Source organism: Akkermansiaceae bacterium (assembly GCA_019634595.1).
Taxonomy (GTDB): Bacteria; Verrucomicrobiota; Verrucomicrobiia; order Verrucomicrobiales; family Akkermansiaceae; genus Luteolibacter.
Genome location: JAHCBC010000008.1, coordinates 36,267 through 52,112 on the forward strand (window position 1 = coordinate 36,267; position 15,846 = coordinate 52,112).

Genomic DNA, 15,846 nt, shown 5'->3' on the forward strand with positions numbered 1-15,846 from the left:
GCAAACGAATTTTGTGGGAGCCGAAACCTGCCTTCCGCTTGGAATGGGGAAGGTGGCAGGTCATCAACTCATTCGGTTGAAAGATGGGACGGGAAATCCATGGCCCCATGGAGGATGCGGATCACCTCCACGTTGGTGCCTGTGATTGCGAAAAAGATGACGTGCCTGCCGCTGCGGATGGAACGGCAACCACCGGGCAGATCCGTCCGCAGCCTGAATGCCTCGGGATGGATACGGATCTTCTCAAGTGCCTCCCAGATTGCCTCGAGGTAGCGGGTTTCCTGTTCTTCGCCCCAGGCTTGGAAGGTATGATCGGAAATACCCTGGAGATCGGAAAGAGCGGCTGGAGAAAGGACCAGGTTCATCTCCTGCCACGTGCCCGTGCCATGAAGTCGGCTTTGTTCGTAATGGATACTCCTTCTCCCCGCTTCAGTTGGTCGATGCCCACACCAAGCTCTTCCTTAAGCCGCTGGGTGATGGCATCGCGCTCAAGCATCATCCGCAACGATTCCCGGACGACCTCACTGGCGTTGTTGTAGAGTCCGGATTCGACCTTCAGTCGGACCTGGTGCTCCAGTTCTGGCGTGAGGGAAACATGCATGGAAATGACAACCTCGGATTCCTTGCAGACTAGCTCGTCTCCAAGGATTGTCAATCTTTGGAGGTCGCCGCGGCCGACCGCCGGAATTTAAGGGCCAGGCGTAAGGACCACCGTCGCCTCGTTTGAAATCAGCCCCCGTGAATCGCTCACCGTGTAGCGGAATGAGTCTTCCTTCTTGCCGGTGGCACCCGGGGTGTAAGTCAGTTTTCCGGTGGCTCCGGAAATGCGGATGGTGCCGTGTGCCGGGGCTTCGGTGATGCTCACGCCATGGATGCCCAGCGGGGCGTTGAAGCCGACGTCATTGTCCAGGACGTCGATGGCGGTGGGGCCGGACTTTCTCATCTGGATCTCATCATCCTCCGCCACCGGTTCCTGGTCGGTGGTGGAGGACCGGCGGTAGGCATTCTCAGGAATGATCTCGCGGGTGATGCCCGGGCCGGACCACGCCAGCTTCACCGTCGCTCCTGGGGTCGATTTGTAGAACTCCACCACAAGATCCGCTGGCCTGCCTACGGTGAGCTGGATGGGGCCGGAGCGTTCCGTCGCCGGTTGGTCCGCCCAGGAGTCGATGACCTTCACCCCGTTCACAATCACGCGGATGCCGTCGTCATTGGTGGCGATGAACGTGTAGGTCCCGGATGCCGGGGGGATGACCTCCCCGTGCCAGCGCACGGAGAAATTTCCGACCCCCACTTCCTCGGCGGGGTAGCCGTTGCCCCAATCGAAGTCCACGGCGGGGTCGGTCCGGCTCAGGACCAGTTCGTCGAAACGACTGCCCTTGTAGTAGTCCGCCTGCAGGCCGGGCTGGGTATTGGGCGGAAAGCGATCATCATCCAGGCTGCGGATCCAGTCCTCCACCAGCGCCACCGCCTTCCGGTCCACCACGTTCTTGCCCAGCGGCGGCATCTGTTTGTCCCCCGTCACGCCCATGCGTGCGGCCAGCACGGAGTGCGGGAGATCCCCGGCGGTCACCACGCGGTCCTGCGCCCCGGTGAACGGCCGGTTGACCATCCCGCGCACCAGCTTCTGGGCGGACAGCGGGCGGGTGTAGGTGGCGTCGAAATTCGCGGCCACGCCACCGGGGTGGTGGCAGTGCGCGCAGTTCGCATCGAGGTAGGATTTCACCCGGTCATCGAGCGAGGCATGCGGATCCTGCGGGTCCACCGCCCGGACCAGCGCGTGGGCATCCCGATTTCCGAAAGACTCCCCGAAGTGTCCCATGCGGTTCCAGGATTCCAGTTGCTCCGGAGAGAACTGGTGGGACCGCAGGCCCAGCACGCTGCCCGCCTCCGGGGTGTGGCAGGTGAAGCAATCCGACCTGCTCGGGAACGTCCATGTCTGCGACCGCTTTTTGCCATCCTTGCCGGTGATCTGGAATTTGCGGTTCTCGCGTTTGGAGATCAGCTCCGCATCCGTGCCCGCCTCGTTCCAGCGGTAGGTGACACCGTAGTAGAGGCCGCCTTCGCCATGGACGAAGAATCGCGTCTCGACCGGCTTCACCTGCGCGGGATCTCGGTCATCCACCGGCAGGGCGAAGTGTTTCACCAGCACCGTGCCCACCGGGAAATCCCACTCACCCTGCTCCCGGTAGCGGACTTTTTCCGCACCGGAGGGGAGGGAGATCCAGCGTTGCTTCGCCGCGCCGTCCGTCCACAGCGGGGAGTTCACCGCGTAGGGCAGGAGGGCGGGGGAGGGGGTGAGTGCCGCGGTGTCCGTGAAGGCCCCGGTCTGGGAAAGCAGGCGCGGGGGTTCCGGCACCGGCGTCCCGGAGCGGATCAGCCGGTGGATTTTCCCCGTGTCCGTGCCGGGATCGCCCAGCTCGATGAAATACGGCTCCCCGTCCGGTCCCTCGCTGATGCCGGAAAGCCGCCGCTTGTCCCCGGGCGAGCGCGGCACGCTGGTGAGGAACTCCGCCTCCACATGCTTTGCGTCGGACTGGTCCAGGGCGTAGATCCCGCGCGACGCGTGGTCCCCGAAAATGTATCTGCCGGTCAGCGTCCCGGAGTGGGCGGGGCCGCGGTACACCATCCCGCCGATCACGCAGCCGCCCATCGACCGCGCGTAGTCGAAAACCGGCGGTACTTCCTTCCCGATGAGCTTCGCGGGCTTCTTCAGCGGGCCATCGATCGTGCCTTCCTTGTAGGGCCACTGGTGATTCCCTCCCTTGCGGGCGATGGTGATTTCCTCCCGCGAGTCCTGCCCCACATCCGCCACGAAGATTTCCCCCGTCTCCTCATCCAGGCACATGGAGTGCGGGTTGCGCGTGCCGATGCTCCAGAACTCCTCCAGCACCCCGCCTTTCCGGTCCAGCCACGGGTTGTCATTTGGGATGGAGTAGCCCTGCGTGAAGGTTTCCGGCCACCCAGCCGGGACCGGGATGGCCTTCGGCTTCCGCCTCACCGGGTGCGAACGCTGCGGATCCTGGTCCACGTCGATCCTCAGGATGCCTCCGAAAAGGCGGTCGTTGATCTTCTGGCCGGACTTGTAGAAATCCTTGCTCCCTCCCTCATCGCCGATCGCCAGGTAAAGGAAGCGGTCCTGTCCGAAAAACATCCCGCCGCCCGTGTGCCACGCGTGCCGGTCGAACTGCTGGATCAGCACGAACTCGGAAGCGGGGTCGATCACCCCCGCGCCATCCGCGATGGTGAACCGCGACAGCCTCAGATAGTTCGGCGTGGCGGGGTCGAAATCGCCCGGTTGCTCCGGCACGTATTGGTAGTAGATATAGACATGACCACGGTTAGGGCTGTCCGGGATGTTGAAGTCCGGGTGGAACACCATCGACATCATGCCGGAGTCGCCGAAGCCCAGCGTGTTCGCGCTCAGGTCCAGCGCCAGCACCTTGTCTTCCGGCTTTGCGTCCGGGGAAAAAGGGATGTGCCAGATCTGGCCGTTGCGGCAGACCACGAATGCCTTCGTCGCATCGCGCGGATCCGCGGCGAGCCGCACGGGGTCCACGAAGGTCAGGTGTGGGAAGGCATCCGCCAGCGCCCAGGTGCCGCTCGGTCCCGGTGCTGTTTTCGGGAAGATCCCGTTGAGGAACGGGCCTGTCTCCGCATGTCCGGGAAGGCAGGCGGCGAGCGCCGCGATGGTGAGGAAGCTGATGGAAAATCGACGCATGAACCCGGGCCGGATGCGGAAAGCATTCTCCGGGCCGTCCGTCCGCGCAACCGCGGATGTCCTTTTCAGCGCTTTCTGCGCAGTGCCAGTCCCAGCAGTGCCAGCCCCGGCAGGACCATCACCGATGGCTCCGGAACCGCCGCGACGGAAGCGAGCTGCATGTGGTAGGCCACGCCGTTGAAGGTGCTGTTCACCGATCCGAGGATCATCTCGGAGGCTTTGGCCGCATCGGATACGGAGAAAGTCGGCGGCTGCAGGGAGTCCACGGACGGCCACTTCCATTCATCCGCCGCCAGCATGATCCACTGCGCCATGCCGCTGTTCAGGTCCTTGGTCGTGTAGCCCCAGATGTAGGCCTGCGTATTCTCGGAAAAGGGCGCGGCGTTGCTGCCCAGTGTGGCGGTCTGGATCACCTGGTCCTCCGCTTTGTCATAGGCCGCCGTTTGCAGCACCACCCAGTTCGCGGCCCACTCCGCCGGTGACGCCCCGCGTGGATCAAATCCCACGGCGAAGGTTCCCAGCTCGAACTGGATGTTCACCGGAGAGCCTCCGAAGGTCGTGGTGCCGTCCGCCATCAGGTTCGTGGCGTATGCATCGCTTGCCCATACGATCTGGATGCTCTTCTCGCTTGTGAGGCTTTCGTAGCTTTGGGCGGATGCAGGAATGATCGCGGCAAACAGGATCAGTCCGGCGACCGCGGAAATGGGGGGAATTTCCATGGTTCGGGGGGTGTCAGGGGTTCCAGGGTAGCGGGATCAGGTGGAGATGGGAAGCCTGGTTACGCTTCATAAATGCGGCTTCCGTGGGCGCGAAGATGGGGTTGTCACTGTAGTCCGGACTGCCCGGCACGGTTTCCCGCCATGGGTCCGCGAGCGTCGGATGATCGAGCAGGTAGAAGATCCGGAACGCGCCGTTCCGCATGATCTGGAACTGGTCCGCATTGCCCACGTTGGTGGACGCGGTGAATCCAGCAAGAGGATCACACATGCCGCGCTGCCGGGGTGTCATCGGCAGCGGGAAGGGGGACGCGGTGAGGTTCACCCCCTGCCGGAGCGTCTGGCGGAAGGCGTTCGCCCGCACCTGGCCACGCAGTACGATGCGCGCCGTAGGTACTCCCGCCTGGCGTTTCACGAACACGCCCTCTCCGGCGGAAATGATCCTTCCTCCACGGTCGCCGCCGCCGGGGATGAAGGCGCGCCACTGGTGCGTCGCATTTCCGGGACGTGCGTCCAGCAGGTAGAAAAGCTCGAACTTCGGCTGGGAGGTGCCGTCATTCACATGGAACTGCACTTGGTCCGCCTCTCCCGGGTTGGTGGATCCCCTGAACAGATCCTTCGGAAAAGTCCCGCCCAGGGTATCATGCTGGCACAGCACCAGATTTGCTCCGGCCAGATCCGGCAGGGTGCCAGCCAGTTCGATCTCGTTTCCGGAAATGCCGGTGACGTCGAATCTCCTGCCCTCATGGGTTCCGGTGGTGATCTCCACATAGCCGGAGGTGGCGGGCGGATCTCCCATCACCCTGAGCTTGTTGCCGGTGACCGATGTCACCTTTGACGAGAACACGGCGGTCCTGAACGGATTCCCCAGCGTGCGCGTGCCCGCTCCGAACTCCGCCGCCAGCCAGCCCAGCGGCAGGCTCACCGCACTTCCTCCTGATGGTTCCAGAGTCACCTTCAGCCGTGCGAAGCCACGGTCCGCGGTGAGGCCGGGACGTCCTTCCAGTCCTTGGAAAGCCAGCTTCTCATACCCGCTGCCATCCGGAGAAATGACGGGCGTCCCCGCCAGTGTCCAGGTCACCAGATCGGGGCTGGTGAAGACCTCGTGGCGCACGCCGCTCAGGCCAACCGGACGGCGGACCGTGAACGATACCGCGCCGCTTTGCTCCACCAGCGCCAACGGTTCCCCCGCCGCGAAGGCTCCGCTCTGTGGCGAGCCACCGAGCGCGAATTCCAGCAAATCCGGATAAAGGTCGCCGTCGCCGTTGGAGGCCGCGCTTCCACCCGCGCCGGGTGTGGATGCCGCCCACGCGGCGAAGTCGAACGGGATGGAAAGCGTCACCGTCGCCGTGTTTGATGCGACGCCCTCCGGGTCCGTCACCGTGTAGGTGAAGGAGTCGCTGCGGGAGGAAAGTCCGTTGTGGGTATAGACCAGGCGTTTGCCCGCGCCGTCGATCCTCACGGTGCCATGGGACGGTGGTGTCTTGATCGCCACGCCATGGATGCCCAGGGGTGCGTCCCCGTCCTCGTCGTTTGCCAGCACGTCCAGCGTGGAAGGTGCGCCGTGCGTGACCGTGAAGGCATCATTCCGTGCGACCGGTGCGGCATTGAAGGGCTGCGAGAGGCGGTAGGCGGAGGGCGGGATCGCCTGCTTGGAGATGCCCGGGCCGGTCCATGCCAGGGAGGCCACGGAGCCTCCGGTGGCTTCGTAGTATTCCACCACCAGATCGACCGCCTGATCCGCGGTCAGTGTCACTGTCCCGCTGTGTTCCGTCGGTGGCTGGTCGATCCACGCGTTGATGATGGTGCTGCCGTTGATCTTCACGCGGATGCCGTCGTCACCGGTGGCATGCAGCGTGTAGGTTCCCGTCGATGGCGGGATGAGTTTTCCCTGCCAGCGCACGGAAAAGTCATCCTCACTGACTCCGGCCCCCGGAGGCCCGTTTTCCCAGTTGAAATTCACCGCCGTGTCCACCCGCGAGAAGGCCAGGGTGTTGAAATTACGCCCTGTATAGTAGTCACCGCGGATGCCGAAGGTGGCATCGGGAAAGCCCGCGCTGTCCAGGCTGCGGATCCAGTCCTCCACCAGCGCGACGGCTTTCGTGTCCACCACATTCTTGCCCAGCGGTGGCATCTGGTTGGTCCCCGTCACGGAGAACCTGCCGTGCAGCAGCGAGCGGGCGATGTTCCCCGGGTCCACGACTTTGTCCGTCTGCCCGTTGATCGGCCGGTTGATGAGTCCGCCGACGATGCCCTGGGCGAACAGCGCGGTGCTGAAGGTCGCGTCGAAGTTCGCGGAAACGCCGCTGGGGTGATGGCAGTGGGAGCAGTTCGCGTCCAGGTAGGACTTCACCCGCTGGTCCAGCGACGCGTGCGGATCGTGCGGGTTGACCGCGCGCGGGAGGGTGGCCGGATTCCTGGAGCCGAACGAGGTGCCGAAGATCCCCAGCGAATTCCATGTCTCCAGTTGGTCGGACGTCCGGCCGGTCAGGGAGTAGTAGTGATCCCCGGCGAGCTGGTGGGAGCGTACGCCCAGCACGTTGTCCGATGAAGTGGTGTGGCAGGTGCGGCAGTCCGACCGGCTGGGGAAATCCCAGCGCTGCGTCCGCGTCGTTCCATCCGCTTTGGTCACGGTCATGTCGCGCGATCCACCGGTGGTCATGAGCTGGGCATCGGTGCCCGCCTCGTTCCAGCGGTAGGTCACCCCGTAGTAGGTTCCGTTGGAACCGTGGACGAAGAACCGCGTTTCGACGGGCTTCACGATGGAGGGGTTCCGCTCATCCACGGGCAGGGCGAAGTGTTTCACCAGCACCGTCCCCACGGGGAACTTCCACGCGCCCGTCTCACTGTAGGTGACCTGTTCCGCGGCGGTGTTGTGGGTGCCGTTGTTCGGGATGGCGATCCAGCGCTTCTTCTCCGCGCCATCCGTCCACAGCGGGGAGTTCACATCATAGGGAATCAGCCCTTGGGCCGGGGTCAGGGTCGCCAGGTTGCTGAAAGCCCCCGTTTGGGAAAGCAACTGCGGCGGATCCGCGACCGCACCGCCCGTCCTCACCAGCTTGTAGATCTTCCCGGTGTCCGCGCCGGTGTTCCCCAGTTCCATGAAATACACCTCGCCGTCCGGTCCTTCGCAGATGCCGGACAGACCGGCTTTCGTTCCTCCGGAGCGTTTCACTTCCGTCAGGTACTCGGCGCTTGCGGCCGCACCCTGCGGGCGGTTCAGCGCATAGATGGCTTTCGTGTTGTGGTCCCCGAAGATGTATTTCCCGGTCAGGGAACCGGAGTGGAGGGAACCCCGGTAGACGATGCCACCGATGATGCAGCCGCCCATCGAGCGGCCGTAGTCATAGACCGGCGGATTGTCCTCGCCGATCAGGTTGGCGGGCTTGGCCTTCGGGCCGTTGGCGAGTCCTTCCTTGTAGGGCCACTGGTGGTTGCCTCCTTTTCTGGCGATGGTGATTTCCTCCCGCGTCCCTTGCCCGACATCCGCGATCCAGATGTCGCCGGAAGCCCTGTCGAAGTGCATCGAGTGGGGGCTGCGGGTGCCGACGGTCCAGAACTCCTCCAGAATGCCGCCCGCCGGGTCCTGCCATGGATTGTCATCCGGGATGTAATAGCCCTGTGTGAAGCTCTGCGGCCAACCGCTGGGCATGCTGAGCTGGGCCGGTTGTCTGCGGATCGGGTGCGACTTTTCCGGATCCCTGTCCACGTCGATTCTCAGGATGCCGCTGAACAGGCGGGAGTTGAGCTTCTGCGCCGCGCCGTGGGAATCGTTCGCGTCCCCTTCATCGCCGATCACGATGTGGAGGAACCCGTCCGGGGCGAAGAACATGCCGCCGCCGCCATGCCAGTTGTGGCGGTCGTATTGCTGGATCAACACGTACTCGGAAGCAGGGTCCGCGACCGTTGCCCCGTCCGGCACCGTGAAGCGCGACACACGCATGTAGGAGGAAGATCCCACATTGTTCGCGATGGGGACGGGTATGTATTGGTAGAAGACATAGACGTAGCCACGGTTGGGGCTGCCCGGCACGCCATACTCCGGGTGGAATGCCATGGAGAGCATCCCGGTGTCCCAGTAGCCCCAGGTGTTCGCCTTGCGATCAAGGAACCTCACCTTTTGCGCCGTGGTCGCGGTGGAGGAAAACGGAATCCGCCAGATCTCCCCGTTCCGGCACACGATATAGACATGCGCCGCGCTCAGCGGATCTTTGATCATCCGCACCGGATCGATGAACGTCAGGTTCGGAAACGCATCTGCCGTGCCCCAGGTGCCTGTCGGGCCCGGCGTGGTCTGCGGGAAGACGCCGTTGAGATAGGCACCGACCGGTTGCGGGGCATCCAGACCGGGAGCGGCCCCGCAGATCGCGGAGCAGGAAAGCATCACTGCCAGGGCGAGGAGGAACTTTCTCATTTCACTGCCGGCTTGAGGGTGAAGCGGAAGAAAAGGGTCGGCTTCGCCGGGTCCTTCGTGATGGAGGTTTCCACCAGATCCGGCCGGTCGGTGAGCAGATCGTGATCCACCGGGTGCCAGGTTCTGAGATCGTCGCTGGCTTCCAGCACGTAGCCGCTTTCCGCGTAGGGATTGCGCGCGAGTTTCAATTTCACCTCATCGCCCGTTGCCTCCAGCACCGGAGATCCGGAGGAGGAAGGGTCCTTCGGATCGGTGCCCAGGAAATATTCCAGAGCGTTCGGCAGTCCGTCACCGTCCGGATCCAGATCCGCCGCCATGGAGCCGGTGTCCTTGCCGAAGTGTTCCGTCAGCCAGGTGGATTGCGGAACAGGCACGGGCCGCAGCGCCCGGCTGATGAGATGCTTCCCGTTCCGGCCGGCGTCCCCGACGATGAGCGAGATGGAATGCTCGTCGGTCGTCCACACGACGGCGGGCGACACGGAGGAGGTCGTGGCGGGCCATTGCCAAGGGGCGCTCGTCATCAGCACCCATTCCGGGCCTTTTGTGAGATCATCGCCGTTTTTCGCCCAGAAATGGATCTTCGCTCCTGCGGGCACATCGCCATGCGCATCGGTATCCACCGTTCCGGCGAAACGCTTCTCTTCGGCGTCATAGACCGCCGTTCCGAGTTCGCGCCACTCGGTGGTCCAGCGCTCGCGGTTTTCAAAGGTGGGTGTGAAGCCTTCGCGGAACATGCCGATGGCCATGGAGTATCCGGTGTCCCAGGTGCGGCCCTTGCTGTCGGCGTTCTCGACATATCCCTTGCTGCCCCAGTGGATGGTCCCGGCGTGGCCTTCAAACGGAAGGATCACGATGGCCAGCAGCAGAAAGGGGAGGGATCGGGAGAAAAATATACGCTTCCGACTGGTGTCGGCATGGATATCCTTCTCCGCCGGGGGGGCGTGGAGATAGGTCATGAGGTGGGGGGATAGCGTCCGGATCTTATGAATCCGCACCTGCCCTAACAATACCCGCAATCGCGTAGGCCCCGGAAAAGTAGCGGGAATCCGCCTTTTTCCGGATTTTTACATATCTTCGTCAACGTGCTGCCCGCCCACCGGAGTTCCGGAACAAACGATGCAGCGCTCCAGCCTTGCACCCGGCAGAACCCGGGCACCGGCCCAGATGACCGAATCGATCACCTCCGCGCCGGCACCGATGACGGCACCCTCACCCACGACGGAACCTTCGATCTTCGCTCCGTCCACTTTCGCGGACGGGTGGATGGCGTCCGCCAGCGCCAGCTTCCGGTGGGCTTCCAGATAGGACTCCCGCTCGCCGAGATCCAGCCACTCCCCTTCATCCAGCACCACCGCGCCCAGCTTCCCTTCCCGGGCGAGTTCCAGAAATGCGGGGATCACCGAAATTTTTTCGTCCTTCGGCAGCATTCCGAGGAACACCGGATTGATACAGTAAATACCGGTGAACACATGCGTTCCCTCCGCCTTGCCCAACATCCCGCGGATGTCCGTCACCCGGTCCTCGATATGGTTGAGGGCGATGTGGCGGGCCTCGCCGAAAGATCTCACCGCCAGCGTCACCGGCAGGCCGGACGCCTTGTGCGCCGCCATCAGCTCGTGCAGCGGCAGGGTGGAGTAGATGTCACCATTGTGGACCAGCAGCGGCTCGTCCTGGATCCAGCCTTCGATGTTTTTCAATCCCCCGCCCGTTTCAAGCAGGACCGGCTCATGGAACAGCGTGATGTCCTTTCCGCCGCCGAATCCTTCCCACGCTTCCGGCAGGTGGTGAGTGTTGATGGCGAACCGGCTGATTCCAGCCCGCTCGCAGGCATCCACCGTCCACGCCGCCAGCGGACGCTGGTGCAGCGGTACCAATGGCTTTGGGAGGTGGTCGGTCAGAGGCCGGAGTCTGGTGCCCAGACCCGCTCCCAGAATGAATGCCTGCGTCATGTGGCTTGATTTGTCCCTGCTCTCCATCAATTTCAAGCCGCCTGTGCTATTTCCCTGAGGAAAATACAATTACTCTCCGTATAACCCCGACCCATGCGACCAAGCAGACTGATCCCAACCATTGTCCTCGCACCCGCGCTGTCCAGCGCGTTGCCCGAAGGATTCGTGATCCGCGAGTTCGGCGGCCCGCCGCAGCTCGAGTATCCCACCGCCGTCAGCGCCGCCGCCAATGGCGACGTCTATGTTTCCTCCGACAAGAACGGCTCGCTCGGCCATGAGAAGCATTTCGGAAAGATCGTCCGCGCCCGCGACACCAACAACGACGGCAAGGCGGACGAGTTCGTGGACTTCGTCCCGGACGTGGACAGCCCCCGCGGCGGTCACTACACCGGTGGCACCTTCTACCTCATCCACCCGCCGTATCTCTCCAGCTTCCGGGACACCAACGGCGATGGCATCGCGGATGAGAAGAAAGAACTGGTCAAGGGATTCGGCTGGGGCATCGAGCACCCGCGCGGCGCGGACCACACCACCAACGGCGTCCGCATGGGTATCGACGGCTGGTTGTATGTTGCTGTCGGTGACTTCGGCATGCCGGACGCGGTCGGCTCGGATGGCAAGCGCGTGACCCTCCAGGGTGGCGGTGTCGCCCGGGTCCGCCCGGACGGTTCCGACCTGGAACTCTACACGGTGATGACCCGCAACATCTGCGACGTCGCCATTTCCCCGTATCTCGACCTTTTCTCCCGGGACAACACCAACGACGGCAAGGGCTGGAACACCCGCTTCCACCACTTCACCCATCTCGCGGACGCGGGCTATCCGCGCCTCTACCAGAACTTCATCGATGAAACGGCCCTGCCGCTCGCGGACTACGGCGGTGGTTCCGGTACCGGCGGCCTCTATCTCCATGAGCCCGGCTTCCCGAAGAACTACGGCGACATGACCTACACGACGGACTGGACCACCGGGAACGTCTATTCGCACCCGATGAAGCCCTTCGAGGCGACCTTCGTCACCGAGCAGGAAGTGTTCGAGAAGCTGCCCCGTGCCATCGACATCGATGTGGACGGCTTCTCCCGCCTCTATCTGGCGGACTGGCGCAACGGTGCTTTCAACTTCGACAAGAACAAGAAGATCGGTTTCGTCCAGCAGGTCATCGTCCCCGGTGAGAAACCCGCTGCCTATGTCGATGTGACGAAGGCGACGGATGACCAGCTCATTCCGCTGCTGGCATCCCGCAGCGGTGTGCAGCGCCTGGAAGCCCAGCGCGAGATCCTTGCCCGTGGCAAAAAGCCGCCGTTCGCCCAGGGCATCCTCGCCATCGCGAAGGACCCGAAGCAGGAAGCCTATTCCCGCGTTGCCGCCATCTTCACCCTCAAGCAACTCTTCGGCAAGGACGCGAACAAGCCGCTGCTTGATCTCGTCTCCGATGATGTCGTCCGCGAGTTCGTCCTCCGTGCCGCCACCGACCGTGTCGGCGAGCTGGATGGCATCCCGGCCAAGCCTTACCTGGATGCGCTGAAGGACAAGAACCCACGCGTGGTCCAGCAGGCCCTCGTCGGACTTTCCCGTCTGAAGGAAAAGGCCGCGGGTTCCACCCCGGCCATCCTGGAGGCCTCGGCCGCCTGGTCCCGTGACGAGTCGAAGCTCGGAAAGGGTGAGCACTACCGCCTGCCCCACACCGCCGTCAAAGCCCTCGTCGCCATCAAGGACGTGAAGCCGCTCCTCGCCGCGGTGACGAAGGACCCCGGCCAGCGTGACTACGCGCTGCGCGCGCTCCAGGAAATCCATGGCATGGAAGTCGTGGACGGCCTCATCGCCATTTCCGCTGGCAGCCAGGACAACGCCGTCCTTGAGGGTGTCGTCAAAACACTCGCCCGTCTCTACAACATCGAGAAGCAGTGGGATCTCAAGGATTGGTGGAACACCCGTCCGGATGACCGTGGACCGTATTACAACCCGGTCACCTGGGACGGCACGCCGAAGGTCAAGGCGGCCATCGAGGGCACCTTCGCCAAGCTGCCGGAAGCCTCGCAGATGCCGCTGGTGCAGGTCATCGCGAAAAACCGCATCCCGTTGGGTGACCTCAAGCTCGGCAACCTGGATCCGGTGATCATCGCGCTCGATTCCGACAAGCTCTTTGGTGGCCAGCACACCGTCCTGGAGGACGCCGCGAAGGACTCCAAGCGCGCGTGGGAACAGCGCATCGCCTGCTATGCCGCGCTCAAGAAAGCCGGTGGCGAAGGCTCGCTCAACTCCGCGGTGAACATCCTGGCCCAATGGTCCGGTGAGGCGAACCTTCCGGATGCAGCTTCCCAGGCCATCACCGACTTCATCAACGATCCGAACCGCGGCAAGGAAATCGACGCCCTGCTGAAGCTCGGCTCCAGCGCCGGGGACGCGGGCAGCCGCATCGTCTGGAAATCTCTCCTCACCGTCTTCAAGAGCCCGCTGGCCAAGGACGACGTGAAGGGCAAGATCCAGAAGGGCCTCGACAAGAATCCGCGCGAGATCGGCTTCTTCCAGGCCATCACGGACCTCAAGCTCTCCGGCTTCGACAAGCAGATCGAAGTGGGCATGAACAGCGACAACCGTACGCTCATCGACGCCGCCAAGGCCGCCAAGGAAGCGGGCGCGTCCGGCGGCGCCGGGAAGAAGGTCGCCGAACTCCCCGTCGGGGATGTGTTCAAGCACGCCCTGGACAACAAGGGGGATGTGAAAGTCGGCGAACGCCTCTACACTGCCCAAGGTTGCATCGCCTGCCACGCCATCGACCCGAAGGCGGAGCAGAAGGGGCCTTACCTCGGTGCCGCCGGTGCCAAGTTCACCCGTGACTACCTCATCGACTCCATCCTGGAGCCGAACAAGGTCGTCGCCCAGGGCTTCCGCACCGCCACCTTCGCCATGAAAGACGGCAAGACCATGCACATGGGCTTTGTCACCGGTGAGGCGGACGGCGTCATCTCGCTGCGCGACATCGCCGGCCAGGCCAGCAAGATCAACCGCGCCGATGTGAAGGAAGAGAAAGAACTGCCAACCTCCATGATGCCTCCGGGCCTCGGTGGAACGCTGACCCTTGAGGAGTTCACCTCGCTCATCGAGTACCTCGTCTCCCTCAAAGCCGTCGGCGGCTGAGGAGGGAGGACATTGCGGCAGAGCCGCTATGTCCGCTGCGCTTCCATTCATGTCCTCCAGCTGCAACAGGAAGCCATTTACCAAAGGGAGCGGAGCAATCCGCTCCCTTTTTTATTCGCCAATGCCGCCGGTGGACAAGAGTGTCCACCCTCCTTACTCCCTCCTTACACCACCACCGCCAGCAACTGCCGGGCGCGGCTGACCGCCATGAACCAGGAGAAGTGGTCATAGTCACTCTCCAGGTCCGCATGGGCGGGCAAACCGATGACGATGACCGCCTTCGAATCGAGGCCCTTGGCCTTGTGGATGGAGGTATGGCGGATGGTGTTGGGGGCCTCCTCCTCTTCCGTGCATTCCCGGAGGTTGTGCGTCCCCAGCACCCGGCGGTCGCCCAGCGGGCTGCGGGTGATGTCGGATTGCGCATGGAGGATCAGGACGTCCGATGGTCTACAGAAGCCGGACTTCTCCCAGCGGGTGAGGATCGACTCGACCAGGTCGCAGGCGTCACTTTCGTCGGACAGGGTGTGGACTTCCACGTCCGGGCCTTCCGGCAAATGGTCTCCATTCCCCAGCGCCCCGATCATTCCCATGGTCGCGTTGCTGGGGTGGTCCTTGAGGAACTGCCAGATCGGACGGGTGTAGCGCACGGCCGGTTGCAGCCGCACGTGGGCGGGCTGTGACCATGCCGCTGCCAGTGAAGAGGGATCGAAGCGTTCCGCGGCGCGGAACGGCGGACGCTGGGCGGTGTCGTAGAAGATGCCGGCGCGGGCGTTTTTCCCCTCCTTGAGGAGGGACTGGTAGATATGCCACCAGCCGCCGCTTTCTCCGGGCAGGCTGTCGATCTCCGGATGCCATGCGGTGTCATGGTCCTGCCCTTCGTCCACCACCAGGGCGTCGAAGAGTAGCCATGCCTTCCTCATCTCCGGTTGCCGTGAGATCTCCAGCACCTGGCGGGGCAGGTCCGTTTCATAGAATTTCCGGAATGTCTCCATGCGGCTGCGCGGATGCGGCGTGGCGGCCGGTGTCCCGGCGAGCGAGCAGAGTTCCAGGAAAAGCTCCTCCCATCCGTAAATGACCACTTCCCCCCGTTCGAGCTGGCGGAGGGCCACCACCTTGCGCAACCGCGAGGTGAGCGCCTTGTTGTAGGTCAGGAAAAGCACCCGCCTGCCTCCGTCATGGTCCGCCTGGCGGAAGGCGAACTCCAGCGCGTGCCATGTTTTGCCCGTGCCGGTGCCGCCCTGGATGAGGAGCTGGCGGTTGTCCGAGAGCTGCTCCAGCAGGGCGAAGTGGGAGGTGAACTGCCGCTCGAAAAGCTGCTCCGTATGGTCGATGAAGGCACGCTTTTCCTCCGGCAGGGATCCACGGCCGAATGCCTCCAGGATGGCGCGGCGTTGCAGTGGGTTGACGGGATTCCGCACGCGGTTGCCGAAGATCCTCAGCCAGGTGTCCAGCCAGTTTCCCAGGTCGTTGCCCGTCACCAGCCAGTGCCTGGGCACACCCTGGACATGGTCCACATCGGCGGCGGCATCGATGCCGGGGATGCAGAGGGCCTTTGCGACGAAAGGAGGACTCCCTTTCGCGCTGATGCCCTGGATCACACCTTTCCATTCCGCGTTCAACTGGGCGATGGGATCTCCTCCCCCGGTTCCTTCCCAATGGCCGGTATCCGGAAAGTGGCGCGGCAGGGTGCTTTTCACCTCCAGCACCAACAGCCCGCCCGCAGGTCCCAGAATCAGGAAATCCCCCTCCCGCTGCGTTCCGCCGGAGTCCTGGTAGTAGTAGCCCCAGATGACCGTCCAGGAGTGGGGGGAACCGGCGAGTCCCTTCAGCTTTTCCGCCACCCGCATCTCGGACGGGTGGGTGGTGTGGGGAGGGCGGTGGAGGATCCAGTCGATCATGGGTGTTCTC

General features: G+C 63.6%; 9 protein-coding genes. 1 reads left to right on the plus strand and 8 read right to left on the minus strand.

Going from position 1 to position 15,846, the window contains the following annotated elements:
- Nucleotides 1-68: 68 nt before the first annotated feature.
- From KF712_21635 to KF712_21665, 7 genes are all read right to left on the minus strand, one after another.
- Nucleotides 69-365, minus strand: coding sequence for a type II toxin-antitoxin system RelE/ParE family toxin (locus KF712_21635; protein ID MBX3743603.1), 297 nt, complete (start codon nt 363-365; stop codon nt 69-71).
- Nucleotides 362-601: a type II toxin-antitoxin system ParD family antitoxin gene (locus KF712_21640; GenBank protein MBX3743604.1), complete on the minus strand. Its 240-nt coding sequence runs from the start codon at nt 599-601 to the stop codon at nt 362-364. Before KF712_21640 ends, KF712_21635 begins: the two co-directional genes overlap by 4 nt.
- A gap of 87 nt (nt 602-688) precedes the next feature.
- Nucleotides 689-3,721 carry a PQQ-dependent sugar dehydrogenase gene (locus tag KF712_21645; protein MBX3743605.1) on the minus strand — a complete coding sequence of 1,011 codons (3,033 nt, stop codon included), beginning with the start codon at nt 3,719-3,721 and terminating at the stop codon, nt 689-691.
- Nucleotides 3,722-3,786: 65 nt separating this feature from the next.
- Nucleotides 3,787-4,440: a PEP-CTERM sorting domain-containing protein gene (locus KF712_21650; protein MBX3743606.1), complete on the minus strand. Its 654-nt coding sequence runs from the start codon at nt 4,438-4,440 to the stop codon at nt 3,787-3,789.
- A gap of 13 nt (nt 4,441-4,453) precedes the next feature.
- Nucleotides 4,454-8,851, minus strand: a complete 4,398-nt coding sequence (locus KF712_21655; GenBank protein ID MBX3743607.1) for a PQQ-dependent sugar dehydrogenase — start codon at nt 8,849-8,851, stop codon at nt 4,454-4,456.
- Nucleotides 8,848-9,807: a hypothetical protein gene (locus KF712_21660; GenBank protein MBX3743608.1), complete on the minus strand. Its 960-nt coding sequence runs from the start codon at nt 9,805-9,807 to the stop codon at nt 8,848-8,850. The genes KF712_21655 and KF712_21660 overlap by 4 nt, the downstream gene beginning before the upstream one ends.
- 108 nt (nt 9,808-9,915) lie before the next feature.
- Nucleotides 9,916-10,800 (minus strand): NTP transferase domain-containing protein, encoded by an 885-nt coding sequence (locus tag KF712_21665; protein ID MBX3743609.1) that lies wholly within the window; start codon nt 10,798-10,800, stop codon nt 9,916-9,918.
- 93 nt (nt 10,801-10,893) lie between these two features.
- On the opposite strand from KF712_21665, the gene KF712_21670 reads away from it, so the two are divergent.
- A complete protein-coding gene (locus KF712_21670) occupies nt 10,894-13,938 on the plus strand; it encodes a c-type cytochrome (GenBank protein MBX3743610.1) in 3,045 nt (1,014 codons plus the stop codon).
- A 164-nt stretch (nt 13,939-14,102) separates the two neighbouring features.
- On the opposite strand, the gene KF712_21675 is transcribed toward KF712_21670, so the two are convergent.
- Nucleotides 14,103-15,836 (minus strand): DEAD/DEAH box helicase family protein, encoded by a 1,734-nt coding sequence (locus tag KF712_21675; protein ID MBX3743611.1) that lies wholly within the window; start codon nt 15,834-15,836, stop codon nt 14,103-14,105.
- Nucleotides 15,837-15,846: the final 10 nt, after the last annotated feature.